The organism is Gallicola sp. Sow4_E12 (assembly GCF_052116305.1).
GTDB lineage: Bacteria > Bacillota > Clostridia > Tissierellales > Peptoniphilaceae > JBQKLI01.
Genome location: NZ_JBQKLI010000008.1, coordinates 62793 through 84521 on the forward strand (window position 1 = coordinate 62793; position 21729 = coordinate 84521).

Annotated in this window: 14 protein-coding genes; all 14 read left to right on the top strand. The window is 39.4% G+C overall.

The genetic code is table 11. The features are described from left to right. Positions 1-72: 72 nt before the first annotated feature. The 14 genes from ACTQ46_RS05765 to ACTQ46_RS05830 all read left to right on the top strand — a co-directional run bounded on the left by ACTQ46_RS05765 (position 73) and on the right by ACTQ46_RS05830 (position 21707). Positions 73-774, top strand: a complete 702-nt coding sequence (locus tag ACTQ46_RS05765; RefSeq protein WP_441747975.1) for a tRNA1(Val) (adenine(37)-N6)-methyltransferase — start codon at positions 73-75, stop codon at positions 772-774. Beyond that, a complete protein-coding gene (gene rsmI / locus ACTQ46_RS05770; protein ID WP_441747977.1) occupies positions 767-1606 on the top strand; it encodes a 16S rRNA (cytidine(1402)-2'-O)-methyltransferase in 840 nt (279 codons plus the stop codon). Before ACTQ46_RS05765 ends, rsmI begins: the two co-directional genes overlap by 8 nt. Continuing rightward, a complete protein-coding gene (locus ACTQ46_RS05775; RefSeq protein ID WP_441747979.1) occupies positions 1588-2553 on the top strand; it encodes a DNA double-strand break repair nuclease NurA in 966 nt (321 codons plus the stop codon). Before rsmI ends, ACTQ46_RS05775 begins: the two co-directional genes overlap by 19 nt. Positions 2554-2563: 10 nt before the next feature. Then, a complete protein-coding gene (locus ACTQ46_RS05780) occupies positions 2564-4426 on the top strand; it encodes an ATP-binding protein (RefSeq protein ID WP_441747981.1) in 1863 nt (620 codons plus the stop codon). A gap of 82 nt (positions 4427-4508) precedes the next feature. Further along, positions 4509-6830, top strand: coding sequence for a S8 family serine peptidase (locus ACTQ46_RS05785; protein ID WP_441747983.1), 2322 nt, complete (start codon positions 4509-4511; stop codon positions 6828-6830). Positions 6831-6839: 9 nt separating this feature from the next. Further along, on the top strand, positions 6840-7616 hold the full coding sequence (gene udp / locus ACTQ46_RS05790) for a uridine phosphorylase (RefSeq protein WP_441747985.1): 777 nt from the start codon (positions 6840-6842) through the stop codon (positions 7614-7616). A 538-nt stretch (positions 7617-8154) separates the two neighbouring features. Continuing rightward, the gene (gene rpoB / locus ACTQ46_RS05795) at positions 8155-11838 is read left to right on the top strand and encodes a DNA-directed RNA polymerase subunit beta (protein ID WP_441747987.1); all 3684 of its coding nucleotides are present in this window, start codon (positions 8155-8157) and stop codon (positions 11836-11838) included. Positions 11839-11870: 32 nt separating this feature from the next. Continuing rightward, positions 11871-15488 carry a DNA-directed RNA polymerase subunit beta' gene (gene rpoC, locus ACTQ46_RS05800; RefSeq protein WP_441747988.1) on the top strand — a complete coding sequence of 1206 codons (3618 nt, stop codon included), beginning with the start codon at positions 11871-11873 and terminating at the stop codon, positions 15486-15488. A 212-nt stretch (positions 15489-15700) separates the two neighbouring features. Continuing rightward, entirely contained in the window at positions 15701-16540 is an 840-nt protein-coding gene (locus ACTQ46_RS05805; protein ID WP_441747990.1) for an energy-coupling factor transporter ATPase, read from the top strand. Continuing rightward, the gene (locus ACTQ46_RS05810; protein ID WP_441747992.1) at positions 16525-17385 is read left to right on the top strand and encodes an energy-coupling factor transporter ATPase; all 861 of its coding nucleotides are present in this window, start codon (positions 16525-16527) and stop codon (positions 17383-17385) included. The genes ACTQ46_RS05805 and ACTQ46_RS05810 overlap by 16 nt, the downstream gene beginning before the upstream one ends. After that, a complete protein-coding gene (locus ACTQ46_RS05815; RefSeq protein WP_441747994.1) occupies positions 17382-18179 on the top strand; it encodes an energy-coupling factor transporter transmembrane component T family protein in 798 nt (265 codons plus the stop codon). Before ACTQ46_RS05810 ends, ACTQ46_RS05815 begins: the two co-directional genes overlap by 4 nt. After that, positions 18179-18913, top strand: coding sequence for a tRNA pseudouridine(38-40) synthase TruA (truA, locus tag ACTQ46_RS05820; RefSeq protein WP_441747996.1), 735 nt, complete (start codon positions 18179-18181; stop codon positions 18911-18913). Before ACTQ46_RS05815 ends, truA begins: the two co-directional genes overlap by 1 nt. A 446-nt stretch (positions 18914-19359) precedes the next feature. Beyond that, positions 19360-20964, top strand: a complete 1605-nt coding sequence (locus ACTQ46_RS05825) for an ABC transporter permease subunit (protein WP_441747997.1) — start codon at positions 19360-19362, stop codon at positions 20962-20964. Next, positions 20964-21707 carry an amino acid ABC transporter ATP-binding protein gene (locus ACTQ46_RS05830; RefSeq protein ID WP_441747999.1) on the top strand — a complete coding sequence of 248 codons (744 nt, stop codon included), beginning with the start codon at positions 20964-20966 and terminating at the stop codon, positions 21705-21707. Before ACTQ46_RS05825 ends, ACTQ46_RS05830 begins: the two co-directional genes overlap by 1 nt. Positions 21708-21729 lie beyond the last annotated feature (22 nt).

Consider the following 21729-nt stretch of genomic DNA (forward strand, 5'->3'; position numbering starts at 1 on the left):
TATATGTTATAGGCGATAGGTTTAAGAAAGGAGAATAGAATGTTTTTGCTATAATAAACAGGGAGGGTTATTATGAAAAGATTATATATTCCAAGAACGCCTTATTCGATTTATGCGGAGGAGGATGGATTTTCCTTTGGTATTGATGCTGTTTTTCTTTCAGAATATGCGAAGATGAAAAGAGGAAAGGTAATGGCAGAAATAGGAGCAGGTACAGGTTTTATTTCTATGAGATGTTCTTATCTCTATGAATTGTCAAAAGTATATGGAGTGGAGATACAAGAAGAGAATATCCGCCTCTTTGAAAAGTCGGTTATGGAAAATGGACTTGAGAAGAAAGTGATTCCCGTGGTTAAAAATATAAAGGATTTTTCATTAGAACAAGATGAACTGGATTATATCGTAACGAATCCGCCCTATTATAAAAAAGGTTCCGGGTTGGAAAATAAATTGAAACAGGATTATGTATCCCGTTATGAAATAGAAATGACTGCAGAGGATATTTTTATCTTTGCAAAGAAGTATATGAAAGAGGGAGGGGTTCTATATATGATTCACCGGCCTCACCGTTTAGTGGATTTGTTTTATTATGGAAGAAAATATAAGATAGAGCCAAAGGAAATGGTCCCCGTTCCTTCCCGCAGCGGAGAAGAAAGCAAAATGGTACTCTTAAAATTTGTAAAGGGTGGAAAAGAGGGGTTCGTTGTAAAAGAGCCTTTTGCAGTTTATGAAGGCCGAGAATACAGAGATGAGGTTAAAGCTTTTTATGAATAAGGGAAAATTATACATCGTTCCAACTCCCATAGGGAATATGGAAGATATAACGCTAAGAGCGATACGAATATTAAAGGAAGCGGATTTTATAGCCTGCGAAGATACGAGACATACAGGAAGGCTTTTAAAATATTTCGAGATAGAAAATAAAATGATTTCTTATCATAAACATAATGAAGAGTTCCGGTCTGATTTTTTTATAGAGGAACTGATGAATGGAAAAAATATTGCACTCGTCAGCGACGCAGGGATGCCCGGGATAAACGATCCGGGGCAGATTATGGTAGAAAAAGCAGTGGAGTCAGGTGTGGACTTGGAAGTTCTTCCAGGGGCAACTGCTTCGATTACTGCACTGATCCTTTCTGGTATGGATACGTCTGTGTTTACTTATCTTGGATTTATCCCCCGCAGTGCCAAGGAACAGAAAGAGTTTATAGAACTATTATCTAAACTAGAACACACAGGGATTCTGTATGAATCTGTCCATAGAATCAAACAGAGTTTGAAGCTCCTTTCTGATTATTTTCCAGATAGGAAAATCGCTCTATGCAGAGAGCTCACGAAACTGCACGAAGAGGTAATTCGGGGAAGTGTAAAAGAGGTCTTGGAAAGGATAGAACATAAAGAGACTTTAAAGGGGGAATTTGTTCTTGTTCTTGAGGGTGCAAAAATAGAGTCAGAAGAGATTGATATCCGAAAAGTTTTAGAAGGGTATCAGGAAGAAGGTTTATCTCGAAAGGAAAGCGTAAAAAAGGCCTGTTCTCTGTATAATTTAAAGAGAAATGAAGTCTATGAAATAAGTTTGGAGATTCCATGGAAAAAAAGATCATAGAAGAGATTCAAAAACTGAATACTGCTTTAGAAGACTATTATAAAGAGTTTATGAAATTATCGAAGTCCGATTGGAGACATCTTTTGGATCAGATCGGTTTCAGGTACAAAGTGGAAGAGATGAAGAAAAGTTCTTTAAAAAGAATATCTGAAAATGGAGGGATTCTCTTCACCGATGCCAGCAGTAATCACTACGGTGGAGCTTATCCTCATTTTGCTACTCTTTTTAGAGGTGTTAGTATTTCTACAGCGGATATGGAATCCTATTATACTCTTTCGGATGTGTTTATTCCACTGCTTGAACAGCCCTTGACGTCGAATACGGAAGAGAGCAGGAAAAAAGAAGAAGCAAAGCTTGCGGCTATCGAAATAGAAGTTACGCTGGAGGCTTTGAAAGAGAAGTCCCCGGCAGTTCTTTTGATGGACGGTTCTTTGATTCGTTTTGCCATTTTGCAGCCGGAGCTATGGGAAGAGTTAAAAGAGATAGTTTTAGAAAGAGGAATTGTTTTGGCTGGTGTTATTGAAGAAATTAAAACCTCTATTGTATATGAGCAACTCCCTGAAAATATAAGAGAGAAGTTTAACGCTTTTTACGATAAAGAAGCCTTGTTCAATCAGCTGGATTACAAGGAAGCTATAGAAATACACGGCATGAAAGAAGGGAAAGAAACCCGAGGGATGTATTCAGCCTTTATGAGAAGCAGCAGAGATCCGTCGGTGATCGGGGTGGATTTGTTAGAAGAGCAGAAAGAGGAAATGGAGAGTGTTTTGTCGTTAATCTTGGCATTAACAGATGAAAACGGACGGGGTATACCTCTTCTTCTGGATTATGTAGATCGGGAATCCCGTATTACAAATAAAATGATTGAAGAAATGCTTCAGATGTATTTGGAACCGAAGTTTTATGAAAAGTTATTCCGTTCTCAAAGAAGCAAACGAATCTATTAGGAGATAAAAATTGGATATAAAAATTGTCGGCATGACCGATCAGCAGGAAGCTTTTATCGGATCAAAAGAATATAAATTTAGAATCAATGAGTTTTTAATGATTGAGGACAGGGATCAAGGAGATATTTTAGGGGAGATTGTAGAGGCGCATACTTATAATCGATTTATTCCTATGGATGAAAATCATGGGGTGCCGGATCAGAGAATGATCGAAAACTTAAGAGAGGTGGGTTTTGATTTAGACAAGGATACTGTATACATCGGAAAAGTTCGGCTTTTGGAAGAGGGGAATTATCCTATCGAAACGGGATCTGTCTGCCGGATTCCAAACTTTCAAGAAGTAAAATCCTATTTTATATCCTGTACAAAAGATACAGGCCTTACTATAGGTGTTATTCGCAATACAGAAGAGATAGCCGCTACGATGGAAGATCAATGGAAAAATATCTGCAAGACGTTCCAAAAGGGAAAAACATTAGAACAAAAGGATGTTCCTTATTTACTAAATCTTTATGGAATGAACGAGTATCCCCATATCGGAATCTTCGGGGGATCGGGTTCTGGAAAGTCTTTTGGTCTTCGTGTGCTGTTGGAAGAATTGATGAGAAAAGAAATCCCTACTTTGGTTCTAGATCCCCACTACGAGATGGATTTTAGCGAAAGATTTTTAGAGGGGTATGGGGAAGACTATGAAAACTCTTTTGAAAAGTTTACGATAGGAAAAAACATCGGAATCGAGTTTTCAAAAATAAATACAAAGGACTTGAAAAACCTGCTCAATACCAGTTCGCACTTGACAGAGGCTATGGAAAATGTAGTGGAAAATCTTCATCGCCCGAAAGACTCCCTGTATACCTTCCGCCAGAGAATCGAAGACTTAAGGGCCGGGCAGGAACTGGGGCAGGAGGCTAAAATCCAAGACCGGATTATCGATGCTGCAGAAAAAGAAGAAAGAGAGAATTATGAAAGAGTTTTAGAAGTATACAAAAAATACAACGACAAATGTCCGGCCTCTTCCGTTATGGGGGTTTACTGGAGGTTTAATAAACTAGAAAATCTTGGCATCTTCAATCAGAACACCGAAGACTGCGAAAGAGCACTTCTTTCTAGAAAGCTCGTTGTTCTTCAGGGAAGCATTAAGATTATTCAGGTATTCTCTACCTATTTGATGAATTTGTTTTATGACAAAAGGAGAAACTACAGAGATCAGATGATCAATAATGAGAGCGGAGAGTATTTCCCTCCTTTTATTGTGGTAACAGACGAGGCCCATAATTTTGCTCCTCAGTCGAAAGACGGCATGCGGGAAATCCCCAGCAAATATGTCCTTCGGGAAATCGCACAAGAGGGAAGAAAGTACGGTGTATTCCTGATTTTGGCAACACAAAGGCCATCGCTTCTAGACAGTACTATTACGGCGCAGCTGAATACGAAGTTGATTTTTAGAACGACAAGAGCGACGGATATTGACACCATTCGGGAAGAGACGGATTTGAGTCCGGAAGAATCAAAACGGCTGCCATATTTAAAAACAGGAGATGTGTTTTTATCAGAATCTGCAGTGGGAAGAACCGTCTCTGTAAGGATAAGGGCAGCTCATACCAATACTCCCCACAAAGAGAATCCTTTCTTAGAATTAAACAACAAATCAAAAGCCAACAGCAGCGGTTTTTATGAAATGATACAAAAGTATCTTCCGATCAATTCCTTTGATCTGGACTCTTTGGGCAGGGAAATCCAAGAGCGGGATGATGAAGTATATTCATCAAAAAATTTAAGTATTCTATTGAATGATTTGGCAAAACAAGGTATGATAGAAGTTGAGAAATCATTATTTGGAGACGTTTTCAAGGCTAAATCTCAAGAGGAATAAAGCTTTTCGAAATAATGTTTATAAAAATAAAGACTGGCAGGATTCAGTCTAGCTACTAGAATATTTAAGGAGAGAAGGATAAATGAAAAGAATTGTTAGTTTGATTATGGCCTTTTCATTATTGCTTACTTTAGTCCCGGTGAATTCTTTTGCCAAGGATGAAGTATTCACTCAAGAGGTTCAAGAAAAATTTGATGAAAAAGGGTACATAGATGTACTGATCCAAATGGAGGACGAGATCTATAATACGGAGCAGGTACTTCCCACAGATTCCAAGGATGAAGTTGTTCGAAAAAGAAAAGCAATTATACAGAATCTAAAAAACAATGCAGATCAATCCCAAGAAGAAGTCTTGAGCTATCTTAGAGACGGACAGTCTACGAAGCAGGTAGATTTGTTAGAATCTTATTATAGTACGAATACGATTCGCACCATTGCAAGAATAGATGTAATAGAAGATTTAGATCGTTTTAATAATATCGAGCAGATCAGCTTAAACGATACCCAAGAAACAAGGGGGTCACAATCCGCCGGTGCAGGAAAAGAGTGGAATTTAGATGCGACGGATGTTAAGAAAACATGGGAAGCCTTTGGTACAAAGGGGGAAGGTGTTACGATAGGATTTATCGACAGCGGCGCTTTTATCGATCATCCAGACCTAAAAGAAAGTTTCAGAGGATATAACAGCGAAACAAAAGAAATCACTACAGAAGGCCATTGGGAAGATTTTGTAGCTAACAGAAAAATGCCTGTAGATGAACTTGGCCACGGTACAGCGATTACAGGAATCGCGGTAGGCGGAGACAAGAGCGGTACGTCCGTAGGCGTTGCTCCAGGCAGCAAGTGGATCGCGGCGAGAGCTTTCTCTACGGAGTTTTCTCTGAATACGAACTTAATAAAAGCGGGAGAGTGGATGCTTGCTCCAGACGGTGATGTGAGCAAAGCGCCGGATGTTATTAATAATTCATGGGGCGGAAAATCCACGGATGAGAAATGGTTCAATAATCTTTTAGATGCATGGTTGGCAGCAGGAATTTTCCCTGTATTTGCAGCTGGAAATGAAAAAGGTCTTGCTGAAAAAGCTTCTATAGAAAATCCAGCAAGTCTATTAGATGCCTTTGCAGTAGGAGCAGTAGACTCCAATAAAATTATCGGGAACTTCTCTAAAAGAGGTCCTTCAGTGTTTGATCCTACAGCAACAGTGATTAAGCCGGAAGTGGTAGCGCCTGGGAAGTTTGTCTATACTACAAACAAAGCAGGAGGCTATTCCAACTGGACCGGCACTTCTATAGCCGCTCCTCATGTTGCCGGAGTTGTAGCTTTAATGAAGTCTGTAAATAAAAATTTAAGCAATACACAAATTCGAAGAATATTAATAGAAACGGCAACTCCTTTGACAGATGCAGATTTTAATTCTACTCCGAATATGGCCTACGGATACGGCTTGGTAAATGCGTATAAAGCAGTTGAAAAAGCGAAACTTTCTCTTGAAACTTCGATTCCGATTGAACGAATTCAAGGAAAAGACAGAATTGAAACTTCGTTAAAGATTTCAAACCGTTTCTATGAAACAGCGGATGTTGTCTATATTGCAAATGGTTTTCGTTTTTCTGACGGTTTAGCCATGGGTCCTTTAACAAAAACAGAAGGAGAAGGACCTCTGCTTCTAGTAGATGACAGAGCGACACCGGCTGCCATAGCTGAGATTAAAAGATTAAAAGCGAAAAAGATTGTGATTATTGGCGGCGAAGGGGCAGTATCGAAAGAGGTTGAGAAGGGATTGGAATTAGGTACGGCGATAACACCTCTTCGACTAGGCGGCGAAAACCGATTTGATACCAATAGAATTATCGCAGAAAGAATTTTCGATCAAAAAGAATCAGAAGAAATATTCCTTGTAAATGGAATGAATGGTGCTGATGCTTTAAGTATCTCGTCTCAAGCGACAAAATCAGGAATCCCTATTTTGTTAACAGACAAAAGTACGCTTCATAATGCAAGCAGCAGCTTTATTACTGAGAATGGAATCAAAAAAGTTGTTATAATCGGTGGAAATGCTGCAGTTTCCAGCGATATCATTAAAGAGTTGGAAGAAAGCGGTATAACGGTTGAGGTTCACCAAGGCACAGACCGTTTTGAAACGTCAGCTGTTGTCAATAGAGCCTATTATCCAAATGCCCGAACTGTTTATTTAGCGAATGGACTAAGAGGGGCAGATGCTCTTACCATCAGTCCAAAGGCAGGATCTGAATCTTCGGCAATTCAGTTAGTGAAAAAAGGAAGTGTTTCAGAAAGTATCAGCAGCTATTTAAAAACTGCAAGTCCTGACAGGGTGTATATATTAGGCGGGAACGCTTCAATCGATGACAATAATAAATACAATATCGAAAAAATATTCCAGTAAGGAGTCTTTATGGCTGATAATTTATTAGGAAACAAACAATATCATATCGGGCTTGAAAAAGGAGAAGCGGGGAGATATGTGATTCTTCCCGGGGATCCGAAAAGATGCGAAAAAATCGCTGCTTATTTTGATGATCCGGTCCTTTGTGCAGACAACAGAGAATATATCACGTATACAGGCTATCTTGAGGGAGAGAAAGTCTCTGTCACTTCTACGGGTATCGGAGGTCCTTCTGCAGCGATTGCTGTAGAGGAGTTGTACAAAATCGGTGCAGATACCTTCATACGGGTAGGGACATGCGGCGGAATGCAGCCGGAAGTAGAAGCAGGCGATATTGTGATTGCTTCCGGATCAGTTCGAATGGAAGGAACGACTCGCGAGTATGCTCCCATTGAGTTTCCGGCGGTATCCGATTTCAATTTGACTCAGTCCTTAGTGGAGGCCTGCAAAGAAAGCAAACGGAAATATCATTTAGGCGTTGTGTACTGCAAAGATTCTTTCTACGGACAGCACGATCCGTCATCCAAACCAGTGTCCTATCAACTAGAAAATTATTGGGAAGCATGGAAAAGATGCGGTGTGCTGGCATCGGAAATGGAGTCGGCGGCATTGTTTGTAGTTTCTTCCTATCTTGGCGCAAGGGCTGCTGCAGTTTTCCTTTGTGTCAACAATCAGGAGCTCGCTGAAAAAGGTCTTCAAACATCAACAGCAGAAGATACGGATCAAGCAATCCAAACGGCTATCGAAGCGTTGAGAATACAGATTAGGAAAGACGAAGAAATATAGAGTGAAGTGTGAAAGAGTGGAGTTGAAGACGAAAATAAAAAGGATATTTATTTTCTACATTTGATAAAGACAATTCTTCAGATGTTTTACTTTTATAAAAATGTAATTTATTATTGCAAAAGACTCCCCTGCTTTTAAGCGTTGGGGGTGTAAAAGGAGGGGGTCTGGGGGAGGGGATGAGGGCGAATCGCAACGCTCTTTATCCTCCCTCAGGGCTGGAAGTTCAAGCCTCTCTCTCAAATAAATAAACTGACAAAAAAGATAAAAATCAAGAATTAGCGCTAGAGTTTCAGAAAGAAAAAAACAGTATGAATATGTAAATCCTTTGGATTTTGTGATGATGGAAACCTCTTATATATTGAGAGGTTTTTTCCTGTCTTGAAAATAAAATGGAAGTAAAATATTGACAGGCTATCGGGATTTTGATAGAATGGTAAAATGCTATAATAGACAAGAATGGAGAAGTACGCAATTATTCTCTATTTTGATGGAAATGTAAATCTTTAAAGCTTGGAAATTAAAGAGGGGTGAATGGTTGATGCATACTGAAAAGTATGGAATTACGGAGAGAGTCAGCTTCTCCAGGATTCAGAATGTATTAGGGCTGCCGAACTTGATTGCTGTCCAAACAGATAGTTATCGCTGGTTTATTGATGAGGGAATACGTGAATGCTTTAATGATATTAGTCCCATTTCAGATTACGCAGGAAGCCTTGTACTGGAATTTGTAGATTACTATATGGAAGACACACCTAAATATTCGGAACAAGAGGCAAAGGATAGAGATACAAACTATTCTTGTCCGCTTAAGGTGAAGGTTCGACTTATTAATAAAGAAACGGGAGAAGTAAAAGAACAGGAAGTGTTCATGGGAGATATGCCTCTTATGACGGAATCCGGTACTTTTATTATAAATGGAGCAGAAAGAGTTATTGTCAGTCAATTAGTTCGTAGTCCGGGTGTATACTATGCAGATGAAATAGACAAATCTGGAAACAGAATTTTTTCATCTACAGTAATCCCAAACAGAGGAGCTTGGCTGGAATACAGTACAGATGCAAATAATGTTATCAACGTACGTATCGATAAAACTCGAAAACTGCCGGTAACAACTTTAGTTCGAGCACTTATTTTCAACTCCGATGAGGAGATCTTGGAGGCTTTAGGCGATACACCGGAAGTGCGCGTTACTCTTGAAAAAGAAGTTTCGAAAACACAAGAAGAAGCCTTGATAGAAATTTATAAAAAACTGAAACCAGGAGATCCTGCTGCCCTAGAAAGTGCAGAGCCATTAATAAATAATTTATTTTTCGACAGCCGACGATATGATTTAGCAAAAGTAGGCCGTTATAAATTCAATAAAAAATTAGCCCTAAGAGACCGTATTACAAACACGACTTCAAAATCCGATATTATCAATGAAGATACTGGAGAGATTCTTGTTACGGCTGGTGAATCTATAGATCTAGAGAAAGCTATTGAAATCGAAAATGCCGGTATCAACCGCGTGGATGTTATGCTGGAAGGCCAGACTGCACGAGTCATCGGAAATCATTTTGTAGATATCGAAGCTTTTGATTTGGAATTTGATACTTCAGATCTGAATTTATCTCAAAAAATCTACTATCCGGTAATGGCAGAAATTTTAGATGAGTTCGATACACCGGAAGACATCAAAAAAGCGATGATCGAGAGACAAAAAGAGTTGTCGCCGATTCATATTACCCACTCTGATATCCTAGCAACTGTCAGCTATCAATTCAATCTGTTCCAAGGAATTGGAACGGTAGATGATATCGACCATTTAGGAAACAGAAGAGTGCGTTCTGTTGGAGAACTTCTTCAAAATCAGTTCCGTATCGGTTTATCCCGTATGGAAAGAGTTGTCAGAGAAAGAATGTCGACTCAAGATTTAGATCTTGCGACTCCGCAAGGATTAATCAATGTCCGCCCTGTAGTGGCTTCTATAAAAGAATTCTTCGGTTCATCACAGTTGTCCCAGTTCATGGATCAGATGAATCCCCTTGCAGAGCTTACTCATAAAAGAAGAATGTCAGCCTTAGGACCTGGCGGTCTTTCCAGAGACCGTGCCGGCGCCGAAGTAAGAGACGTTCATGATTCTCACTACGGAAGAATCTGTCCGATAGAGACTCCGGAAGGACCGAATATCGGTTTGATTACTTCTATGACCACATATGCACGTATTAATTCATATGGTTTCTTAGAGACCCCTTATAGAAAGGTGGACAAGGAAACAGGTATTGTAACAGATACTATGGAATATCTTACTGCAGATGTAGAGGATCATTATATTATCGCTCAAGCCAACGAACCTTTAGATGAAAATTCCAGATTTATAAATGAAAAAGTATCAGGCCGCGGTTTCTATGGAGAAAATGATATTTATCCTAGAGAAAAAATAGACTATATGGACGTTAGCCCGCAGCAGATTGTTTCTGTTGGTACAGCGATGATTCCATTCCTTGAAAACGACGATGCGACTCGTGCCTTGATGGGTTCGAACATGCAGCGTCAGGCGGTTCCTCTTCTTAAGACAGAAGCGCCTATCATCGGAACAGGAGTAGAACATAAAGCTGCATTAGACTCGGGAGTTGTGGTTAAATCCAGAGTGGAAGGTACTGTTACAAAAGTTTCCGGAAACGAAATTCAGGTTACAGCAGACGAGGATAGAAAAATTCATAGATATAAAGTGTTAAAATTCAAGCGTTCCAACCAAGGAACTACATTTAACCAGCGTCCGATCGTAAGAATAGGAGATCATGTTCACGAGAATCAGATTCTTGCAGATGGTCCTAGTACAAACGACGGAGAAATCGCTCTTGGGAAAAATCTTCTTGTTGCCTTCATGACATGGGAGGGTTACAACTACGAGGATGCGATTTTATTAAATGAAAAACTTGTTATCGACGATGTATTAACATCTGTTCATATAGAAGAGCACGAAAGCGAAGCAAGAGAAACAAAACTTGGACCGGAAGAAATCACAAAAGATATTCCAAATGTCAGCGAAGAGATGAGAAAAGATCTTGACGACAGAGGAATTATCCGTGTGGGTGCTGAAGTTACAAGCGGAGATATTCTTGTAGGAAAAGTAACTCCAAAAGGAGAAACAGAACTTTCTGCAGAAGAAAGACTTTTGAGAGCAATCTTTGGAGAAAAAGCAAGAGAAGTAAGAGATACTTCTTTGAGAGTTCCCCATGGAGAAACAGGTCTTGTTGTCGACGTTAAAACTTACAGCCGTGCGAATGGAGATGAATTGTCTCCAGGTGTAAACCAGGTTGTCCGTGTGTATGTTGCAGCGAAAAGAAAGATCATGGTAGGAGATAAGATGTGCGGACGACACGGAAACAAAGGTGTCGTTTCAAGAATCCTTCCTATGGAAGATATGCCTTATCTTCCAGACGGTACACCTGTTCAAGTTGTATTGAACCCGCTAGGGGTACCTTCCCGAATGAACTTGGGACAGATCCTAGAGGTGCATTTAGGACTTGCAGCAAGCAAATTAGACTGGAAAGTTGCGACTCCGGTATTCGACGGAGCAAGCGACTGGGATATCGTGGATGCTTTAAAAGAAGCAGGCTATCCTGAAACAGGTAAAATTTGGTTAAGAGACGGAAGAACAGGGGAAGAATTCGATAATCCTGTTACTGTCGGCTATATGTATATGCTTAAACTTCACCACATGGTAGATGAAAAAATCCATGCTCGTTCCATCGGACCTTATTCTCTTGTAACGCAGCAGCCTCTAGGAGGAAAAGCGCAGTTCGGAGGACAAAGATTCGGAGAGATGGAGGTATGGGCATTAGAAGCATATGGTGCCGCTCATACCCTTCAAGAAATATTGACTGTAAAATCCGATGATATTGTAGGTCGAGTGAAGACGTACGAATCTATTGTTAAGAATGAAAATATTTCAGAGCCTGGCATACCAGAATCTTTCAAAGTTCTTATAAAAGAATTACAGGCATTGTCTTTGGATGTAAAACTTTTAGATAAAGAGAAAAAAGAAATATCTTTAAAAGAAAATGAAGAAAATGCTATTAAATTTAGACATATAGAAGAAATGGATCAAAAAGACAAAGAACCGACTGAAAAAGCCAAAGAAGCTACAGAGGATATTTTCGTGGAAAGCGAAGAGACTGTAGAAAAAGCAGAAGAGGGTACAGTAGAAGAAACTGTTGAAGAAGAGATTAACGAATAATCGCGAGAACGCAATAGAAAGGAGAGGGCTCCTTGGTAGAATTAACAAATTTTAATTCAATGAAGATAGGTTTAGCTTCACCGGAGAAAATCAGATCTTGGTCTCGGGGAGAAGTAAAAAAACCGGAGACAATCAACTATAGAACCTTAAAGCCTGAAAAAGACGGTTTATTTTGCGAGAAAATTTTTGGACCGCAAAAAGACTGGGAATGCAGCTGCGGTAAATACAAACGAATCCGTTATAAAGGTGTTGTTTGTGAAAAATGCGGGGTAGAGGTTACAACTTCTAAGGTCCGCAGAGAGAGGATGGGGCATATCGAGCTTGCCTCACCTGTTTCTCATATTTGGTATTTTAAAGGAATTCCATCTAGAATGGGACTTCTTCTGGATATGAGTCCTAGAGCATTAGAAAAAGTATTGTATTTTGCCAGCTATATTGTAATCGATGCAGGAGATACTGAGTTTTTTGAAAAGCAGCTTCTAACAGAATACGAGTATATGGAAGCCTGCGAAAATTATATAGAAGGTCAAGACTTTGTAGCGGGTATGGGTGCCGAAGCGATTAAAGAACTTTTAGAAAAAATCGACTTGGAAGCGGAATTTAAAGAATTGGAAGATGAACTGGAAACAGCTACAGGCCAAAAAAAAATCCGTATTCTAAGAAGACTAGAAGTAGTTAATGCTTTCCGCGAGTCTGGAAATGATCCTACATGGATGATTCTAGATGCGATGCCGGTTATTCCTCCAGATCTGCGACCTATGGTTCAGCTAGAAGGAGGCCGCTTTGCAACAAGCGACTTAAACGACTTATACCGCCGTGTAATCAACCGAAACAACCGTTTGAAAAGACTGTTGGATATCGGTGCTCCAGATATTATTGTTCGAAACGAAAAAAGAATGCTTCAAGAGTCTGTTGACGATTTGATCGATAACGGAAGACGAGGAAAACCTGTTACAGGCCCTGGAAACAGACCTCTAAAAAGTTTATCCGATATGCTTAAGGGTAAAAACGGACGTTTCCGTCAAAACTTGTTAGGTAAAAGGGTAGACTACTCAGGACGTTCTGTAATCGTTGTTGGACCGAAACTTAAATTCAACCAGTGCGGTCTGCCGAAAACAATGGCGTTAGAACTATTCAAACCTTTTGTAATGAAAGAGCTTGTAAATAGAGATATCGCTCATAATATTAAAAACGCTAAAAAAATGGTGGAGAGAAAGAATTCTAAAGTATGGGATGTCTTAGAAGATGTTATCAAAGACCATCCAGTCCTATTAAACAGAGCCCCTACTCTTCACAGACTAGGTATCCAAGCATTTGAGCCTGTTCTTGTAGACGGTAAAGCGATTAAGCTTCATCCATTGGCTTGTACAGCTTATAATGCGGACTTCGACGGAGACCAGATGGCGGTCCATCTTCCTTTATCTGCAGAAGCTCAAGCAGAAGCACGTCTTCTAATGATGAGTACAAATAATATTTTAGCGCCGAAAGACGGTAAGCCGATCACAACACCATCTCAGGATATGGTATTGGGTGCATATTATTTAACTCGAGGAAAAGATGAAGAAAGAGCCGAATTTAAAGAAAAAATCAAAGCAGATGCTTTTGCAGTTCCGCTGTTTACAGATATAGACGAACTGAAAAAGAGTTATCAGCTTGGAAATGTTGGTCTTCACGACTTTGTAAGGGTTCGAGTTTATAATAAGAATCTTGAGAAAAGTAGACCTGTATTGTCTACAGTAGGAAGATTTATTTTCAACGAAAAGATTCCTCAAGATTTAGGTTTTGTTAATCGTGAAGAAAAACCATTTAAACTTGAAATCGACAAACTGGTAGGCAAGAAAGAGTTGGAAGAGATTATTCACCGCTGTTATGAAAAACACGGCAATATTATCACTTCAGAACTTCTGGATTATATTAAATCTTTAGGATATAAATATTCTACAATAGGTGCTGTCACCATCTCCATGGGTGATATCAACGTTCCGGAATCAAAACCCTCTATCCTTCTACAAGGGGATAAAAGAGTAGAGGAATACGAGAACCTTTATCGTACAGGTATGATTTCCGATGAAGAACGTTATAATTTCGTTATCAAGATCTGGGGAGAAGTCACAGACGAATTGACAAATACCTTGATGAGAGACCTTGATGATGATAATAACCTTGCGATCATGGCCAACTCTGGTGCCCGTGGTAGTAAAAACCAGATCAGACAGCTGGGCGGTATGCGTGGTTTGATGAGTTCTGCAGCCGGCAGAACAATCGAAATTCCAATCAAATCCAACTTCCGTGAAGGTTTAACAGTACAGGAATTCTTTATCTCAACTCACGGTTCCAGAAAAGGACTTTCCGACACAGCCTTAAGAACAGCGGATTCAGGATACTTGACAAGAAGAATGGTTGACGTTTCCCAAGATGTTATCGTAACGGAACAAGACTGCGGTACCGATCAATATATTACAGTTCGCGACTTTATGGAAGGAAACGAATTGATAGAAGGAATCGGAAGCAGAGTTGTTGGACGTTTCGCTTTTGAAGATGTATTGGATTTAGATACTGGGGAAATAATCGTTCAGAAAAACGAATTAATCACCAGCGATATTGCAGACAAGATCGTTGAGAAAAATATAAAAGAAGTAAAAGTACGGTCCGTACTTGGATGTAAAACAAAATACGGAGTTTGTGCTAAGTGCTACGGCAAGAACTTAGCTACAGGAAAAGCTGTAAATATAGGGGAAGCTGTTGGAACGATAGCAGCTCAGTCTATTGGAGAGCCGGGTACTCAGCTTACAATGAGAACTTTCCACTCCGGAGGAATCGCCGGTGTTGGAATCACACAAGGTTTGCCTCGTGTGGAGGAGCTTTTCGAAGCAAGAAAGCCGAAAGGTCTTGCTTATATTACAGAGATTTCAGGTACTGTAGAAGTTGTAGATAATAAGAAAAGAAATGATATTATCGTAAGAGCCGAGGATGGAGAAGAAAAAACTTATGCCATTCCATATGGCTCCCGCTTAAGAGTTAAAACAGGGGACTCTATAGAAAAAGGACAAGTTTTAACAGAAGGTTCTATCAACCCTCATGATATTCTTGAAGTATTGGGAGTACAAGGCGTTCAGGACTATATTATCAAGGAAGTCCAAAAGGTATACCGTCTTCAAGGGGTAGGTATTGACGATAAACATATCGAGATTATTATTCGACAAATGCTTTCTAAAGTGAAAATCGATACTTCAGGAGACTCTGATTTCTTAGAAGGAAGTTTAGTAAACTTCAGAGAATTTGAAGATGCAAACGAAAGATTGGAAAAAGAAGGCAAAGAAATAGCTACCGGGGAAAGAACTTTATTAGGTATCACAAAGGCATCCCTTGCTACAGATTCATTCCTATCGGCAGCATCGTTCCAGGAAACAACAAGAGTCTTGACAGATGCGGCGATAAAAGGAAAAGAAGATCATCTTCTAGGATTGAAAGAGAATGTTATTATCGGTAAGCTGATACCAGCAGGAACAGGTATTCACAAATATAGCGACATTGATATCGACTATGCTGGTAAAGCAGAAGAAGATGAAAAAATCGAGGTTAAAGCCCACGGAATCACAGAAGAGCGTGAAGGTGTGGCAGATCCGGAAGATATATTAGAAAAATTATAAAACAATAAAAACGAGATTGAAATCGAAAGATTTCATCTCGTTTTTTTAATATGATCTTCGCATGTATATATTTTGCCCAACACATCCATTTGTATTATGATTTAGAATTGGTTTGCCTGTTTGGATTTTTATAGAACCAGTTTAGAGCCTTCTCTGATCCTACAACAATAATAGAAAATGTGCTATAGTAAGAGAAGATTTGAGGTGTAGAGATGGAAGAATTAATACGTGTAGAAAATCTATCTTTTGCGTATGAAACGTTAGAAGACGGTACTATAGATTATGTTCTGGAAGATATTAATTTACAAGTAAAAAAAGGAGAGTTTCTAGTTGTTTTAGGCCATAATGGTTCTGGAAAATCGACTTTGGCAAAATTAATAAATGCACAGTTTGTTCCAAACGAAGGAAATATTTGGGTGAAAGGGATCAATACAAGAGAGGAAGAGACGATTTGGGATATTAAGAAAACCTGCGGTATGGTTTTCCAAAACCCGGACAATCAGCTTGTAGCGACGATTGTAGAAGAGGATGTTGCTTTTGGTCCTGAGAATTTAGGCATACCTATGCCTAAACTTAGAGAACAAGTAGATAAAGCTCTGGAAACGGTTGAAATGAGCGAGTATAAAAAGCATTCTCCGGCACTTCTCTCTGGCGGACAGAAACAAAGAATCGCTATAGCGGGAATTTTAGCGATGGATCCGGAATGTATTCTTTTAGACGAGCCTACAGCGATGCTGGATCCTTCTGGAAGAAAAGAGATCGTGAATACTATACTAAAGCTAAACAGAGATTATAATAAGACGATTGTATATATCACCCATTATATGGAAGAGGCAGTGTTAGCAGACCGTATTATCGTTATTTCAGATAAAAAAATCATTGAAGAAGGCACTCCTCGAGAAATCTTTGGAAAAGTCGAGAGGATGAAAGAGTTGGGACTGGATGTTCCTCAAGTTACGGAACTGGCTTTTCTTTTAAGACAAGAAGGCTATGACATTCCCAATGTATTAACATCAGAAGAGTTGGTAGAGGCATTATGCAGATTAAATTAGACAATACAAGTTATATTTATAATAAAGGCAATAAATTTGAAAAAAGAGCCTTGGATCAAATAAATCTTGAAATTAATCAAGGAGAGTTTATTGGTTTAATCGGACATACGGGCTCAGGGAAGTCGACCCTTGTTCAGCATCTTAACGGTCTGATGCTGCCTACGGAAGGAAAGGTATTTATCGATGGCAAGGATTCATCCGATAAAAGAGTATCGAAAACAGAGATCCGAAAAAAAGTAGGTCTTGTATTCCAGTATCCGGAGTATCAGCTTTTTGAAGATACGATTTATAACGATATTGCATTTGGACCTAAAAATATAGGCTGCAGCGTAGAAGAGATCGAGGAACGGGTACGATGGGCCTGCGAGATGACTGGAGTAGATTTCAAAGAAGCAAAGGAGCTTTCTCCCTTTGAACTTTCCGGCGGACAAAAACGAAGGGTTGCCATTGCTGGAGTCATAGCGATGAAGCCGAAGTTTCTCGTTTTAGACGAACCGACAGCCGGACTTGATCCTATAGGAAGAGAAGAGATTCTTTCTGAAATCCACCGTCTTTATAAAGAAGAGAATATTACAGTTATACTCATCTCTCACAGCATGGAAGATGTGGCGAGACTTGCGGACCGCCTGCTTGTTATGGATAATGGCAGAATTATTATGGATGACAAAACAAGAGAGGTATTTAAGCGTTCACAAGAACTGAAGGACATCGGTCTGAATATTCCTCAGGTTACAGAATTTATGAATGCTTTCCAAGCGAAAGGAAATGAGGTTCGCGAAGATATTTATACAGTGGAAGAGGCCTTTTTAGAAATCAAAAATTATTTGAGAGGGCAGCGCTTATGATGAAAGATATTACATTAGGACAATTTATACCGGGGGACAGTATTATTCATAAACTGGATCCCCGTGTGAAGATCGTTGCCATATTGATTTATATGATCTCTGTTTTTTTAGTGACGAAATTTATAGTCTATCTTCCGATTGCCATTGCTTTACTAGCTGTTATTTTAGTTTCGGGCATAGAGCTTAAATTTGTGCTGAATGGCTTAAAACCTTTAGTTTTTATTATCTTTTTGACATTGATGATAAATCTCTTAATGACGCCGGGAAGAGTATTGTATGAAATTGGATTCATCCGAATTACGGAAGAGGGGCTTCATACTGGACTTTTTATGGCCACAAGACTGATTCTCCTTGTAATCGGGACATCTCTTTTGACTCTTACAACAAGTCCGATTATTTTGACAGACGGTATGGAAAGTTTGATGAAGCCTCTTACTAAAATAGGATTCCCTTCCCATCAGCTTGCGATGATGATGACCATAGCCCTTCGTTTTATACCGACGTTATTTGAAGAAACGGATAAAATTATGAAAGCTCAAATGGCACGAGGAGCTGATTTTGAAACAGGAAATCTGTTGAAAAGAGCCAAGAACCTCGTTCCTCTTTTGGTTCCGCTGTTTATAAACTCCTTTCGAAGAGCGGACGAATTAGCCACTGCAATGGAATCGAGATGTTACCGGGGAGGGGAGGGCAGAACTAGACTTAACGAACTGAAATACCACAAAAGAGATACTGTTGCTTATATTATCCTCGCTGTATATCTAGTATTTATCATTGCAATGAGGTTTATATAATGAGAAATATAAAGTTAACAATTCAGTATGACGGTTCCTACTTTTACGGGTGGCAGTATCAAAAGAATCTTCCTTCGGTTCAAGGCTCTATTATGAAAGCCTTAGAAGATTTATTTCTTGAAGAGATTAAATTAATGGGAGCAGGGAGAACAGATGTTGGCGTTCATGCCATGGGGCAGGTAGCCCATTTTAAAACAAGAAAAAATCATAAACTTCCGCATATTGTCACGGGATTGAACCATTATCTGCCTATTGGGATTCAGATTATCGATGCAGAAGAGGTGGGAGAAGATTTTCATTCCCGTTTCAGTGCCAAGTCAAAGACATACCGCTATTTTCTTAGCCGGGAAAGATATCTTCATCCTATTCATAAAAAGTATAAAGGACATTACTACGGACCTTTAGACGTGGAAAAGATGAGAGAAGCTGGGGAATTTTTGAAAGGAACCCATGACTTTACTTCTTTTCAAACTCAAAAACAGCCCCATGTAAATCCTGTACGCACACTCGATTTTCTAGAGATCACCGAAGAGGAACAGGAGCTGGTTTTCGAATTCCACGGTGAAAGTTTTCTCCACAATATGGTTCGAAATATAGTAGGCAGTCTTCTAGAAGTCGGCAAGGGAAAAAGAGAGCCGAAGTGGATCCAAGAGGTTTTGGAGAAAAAAGACCGAAAATCCGCCGCTCCAACGATTAGTGCTGCTGGACTATATCTATGGGAAGTTCATTATTAGAAAAAAGATAGGCACGCCTCCGGCAGCCAGACAGGCTCGCTAAAGGGACCTTAGAAAAGAAAGAGTGGCCCTTTGTTTCTAGCCAATCACGGAAGAACACCGTTCTTGGGAAACAAATGGCATGAGCCCTCTTCTAAAATTAAATGCTTGGTTTGCAAGAGAGCTCAAAGAGTGAAGAGTGAAGTTGCAGAAGGAAAGTGGAATAACACCACTTTCTTTTTTTATAGGAAAATTATATTTTAGTGTTATCTATGTTTTTAGTCTTCGGATTATTGAAATAGCAATTAGCGAGTCTATCTTTAAAAGATAGAAAAATGAAAGATTATTCATTTTTCAACATTAATTTCACTCTTCACTCTTTCACTCTGTTTTTTAAAAGGGCATTATACCGTGACTTCATAGTTTTACAATGATATACTAAAGAATATCAGTTTTAGGAGGAGAATATGAAAAAAAATGATGTTCAAATAAAATGGAAGAGTCTGGTTCTTTCATTTTTGATGTTGATGTCTGTAGTTTTAGGAACTGTTCCATCTTTTGCATCGGCTCAGGTTGCTACGCCGGGAAAATTAAGAGTAGGAATGGAAGCAAACTATGCCCCGTTTAACTGGGCGCAGACATCTGATGAAAATGGCGCTGTGGCCATAGCAAACAGCGAGGGTGAGTATGCGAACGGCTATGACGTTCAGATTGCAAAAAAGATAGCAGACAGTCTGGGACTAGAGCTTGAGATCGTAAAGTATGAATGGGATGGACTGCCACCGGCAGTTATGACAGGAAAAATCGATGCGATTATTGCTGGAATGAGTCCTACTGCTGAGAGAAAAGAGCAGATCGACTTTTCAGACAGTTATTATACTTCTGATTTAGTGGTTGTAGTTCAAAAAGGCAGCCAATGGGCTGATAAGAAAACCTTGGCGGATTTCAGCGGAGCTAGAATTACAGGGCAGCTGAATACATTCCATTATTCTGTTATCGATCAGATTCCGGGGGTCAGCAAAGAGACTGCTTTAGATAGTTTCCCTACAATGATCGAAGCGTTAAAATCCGATCGTATCGACGGTTATGTATCGGAAAAACCAGGAGCCATGGCTGCGGTTGCAGCAAACCCTGATTTAGTTTTTGTGGAATTTGAGCAGGGACAAGGATTTAATACTTCTTCAGAAGACACCTCTATTGCCGTAGGAATCCAAAAAGGAAGCAGCTTAACTGGAGAAGTGAATAATGCTCTATCTTTAATCGGAGAAGAAGAACGTGCTCAGGTTATGGAAGAAATGGTAATGCTTAATGTGGCAGAAGAAGGAGGAACACAGTCTTTCTTCGGTTCTATTGTTTCAATGGCGAGAGAATACGGTTCCTTATTTATTCGAGGAGCAGCGATTACAATGCTTATTGCTATTGTATCTACACTGATCGGATTCTTGATCGGTCTTGTGATCGGAGTGGTAAGAAGCATTCCTCTTAATCGAAAAAAAAGACCGGGACAGTACCATGTTCAAAAGGTTATCAACTTCCTTTTAGCGGCTTACGTAGAAATCATCCGTGGAACACCGATGATGGTACAAGCAGTGTTATTCTACTATGGAAGCAAGCAGCTCTTTAATTTAGATATAAATATTTTGTTAACAGCGTTTATCGTCGTTTCTGTGAACACTGGAGCTTACTTGGCTGAAGTTGTTCGAGGAGGAATCAACTCTATCGATAAGGGCCAGTTTGAAGCCTGCAAAGCAATAGGAATGAGCCATACTCAGACCATGACAAATGTTGTGCTTCCCCAAGCGATACGAAATATCCTTCCGATGATCGGAAATGAGTTCGTAATCAATATTAAAGATACATCCGTACTAAATGTAATCGCTGTAACAGAGCTGTTCTTTGTTACAAGATCTATTGTCGGTTCAACGTATCAAGCCTTCCAAGGCTATTTGATTACAGCGGCAATCTACTTTGTATTAACCTTTACAACTACAAGAATTATCCGTCTTCTTGAAAGAAGATTAGATACAGATAGAAGAATCATATTAACCAGCGACAGTGTAGGAGGAGTCTAATGGAAGGAATATTACAACTAAATCATTTAAAAAAGAATTTCGGAGATGTAGAAGTTCTTAAAGACATTAATATGGATGTATATAAAAATGATGTAATCTCCGTTATCGGCTCTTCTGGATCCGGTAAATCGACAATGCTTCGATGTATTAATTTATTAGAAGAACCTACGGACGGAGATATTTTATTTCACGGGAATTCTATTTTAACTAAAAATTACGATGAAAAAGAGTATCGTGCAAAAGTAGGCATGGTGTTTCAGCAGTTTAATCTATTTAAGAACTTAAACGTACTGGAAAACTGTGTTGTAGGGCAGATGAAAGTTTTAGGCAGATCTCGGGGAGCAGCAGAAGAGAATGCGAAACTGTACTTAAATAAAGTCGGAATGGGGACCTTTGCAAAAGCAATGCCGTCCCAGATTTCGGGAGGACAGCAGCAGCGTGTGGCAATTGCAAGAGCTCTTTCTATGGATCCAGAAATTCTGCTTTTTGATGAGCCGACATCCGCTCTTGATCCTGAAATGGTAGGCGAAGTGCTTAAAGTTATGGAAGATCTTGCCAGAGAAAACATGACAATGATCGTTGTAACCCATGAGATGGATTTTGCAAGAGATGTTTCAACGAAAGTTTGTTTTATGGATAATGGTTATATAGAAGAAGAAGGTTCGCCAGAAGATATCTTTATGCATCCAAAAAGCGATCGAACAAAGGATTTCTTAAGCCGTTTTTTGGGTAATGATAATTAATAGCCTAAAAAAATAGTTAAAA

Excerpts from the sequence above, each read along its gene's own strand:
- ACTQ46_RS05830 (WP_441747999.1), top strand. The coding sequence starts at position 20,964 with ATGGAAGGAATATTACAACTAAATCATTTAAAAAAGAATTTCGGAGAT.
- ACTQ46_RS05805 (WP_441747990.1), top strand. The coding sequence starts at position 15,701 with ATGGAAGAATTAATACGTGTAGAAAATCTATCTTTTGCGTATGAAACG.
- rsmI (WP_441747977.1), top strand. The coding sequence starts at position 767 with ATGAATAAGGGAAAATTATACATCGTTCCAACTCCCATAGGGAATATG.
- truA (WP_441747996.1), top strand. The coding sequence starts at position 18,179 with ATGAGAAATATAAAGTTAACAATTCAGTATGACGGTTCCTACTTTTAC.
- udp (WP_441747985.1), top strand. The coding sequence starts at position 6,840 with ATGGCTGATAATTTATTAGGAAACAAACAATATCATATCGGGCTTGAA.
- ACTQ46_RS05765 (WP_441747975.1), top strand. The coding sequence starts at position 73 with ATGAAAAGATTATATATTCCAAGAACGCCTTATTCGATTTATGCGGAG.
- ACTQ46_RS05825 (WP_441747997.1), top strand. The coding sequence starts at position 19,360 with ATGAAAAAAAATGATGTTCAAATAAAATGGAAGAGTCTGGTTCTTTCA.
- ACTQ46_RS05785 (WP_441747983.1), top strand. The coding sequence starts at position 4,509 with ATGAAAAGAATTGTTAGTTTGATTATGGCCTTTTCATTATTGCTTACT.
- ACTQ46_RS05775 (WP_441747979.1), top strand. The coding sequence starts at position 1,588 with ATGGAAAAAAAGATCATAGAAGAGATTCAAAAACTGAATACTGCTTTA.
- ACTQ46_RS05815 (WP_441747994.1), top strand. The coding sequence starts at position 17,382 with ATGATGAAAGATATTACATTAGGACAATTTATACCGGGGGACAGTATT.
- rpoB (WP_441747987.1), top strand. The coding sequence starts at position 8,155 with ATGCATACTGAAAAGTATGGAATTACGGAGAGAGTCAGCTTCTCCAGG.
- ACTQ46_RS05810 (WP_441747992.1), top strand. The coding sequence starts at position 16,525 with ATGCAGATTAAATTAGACAATACAAGTTATATTTATAATAAAGGCAAT.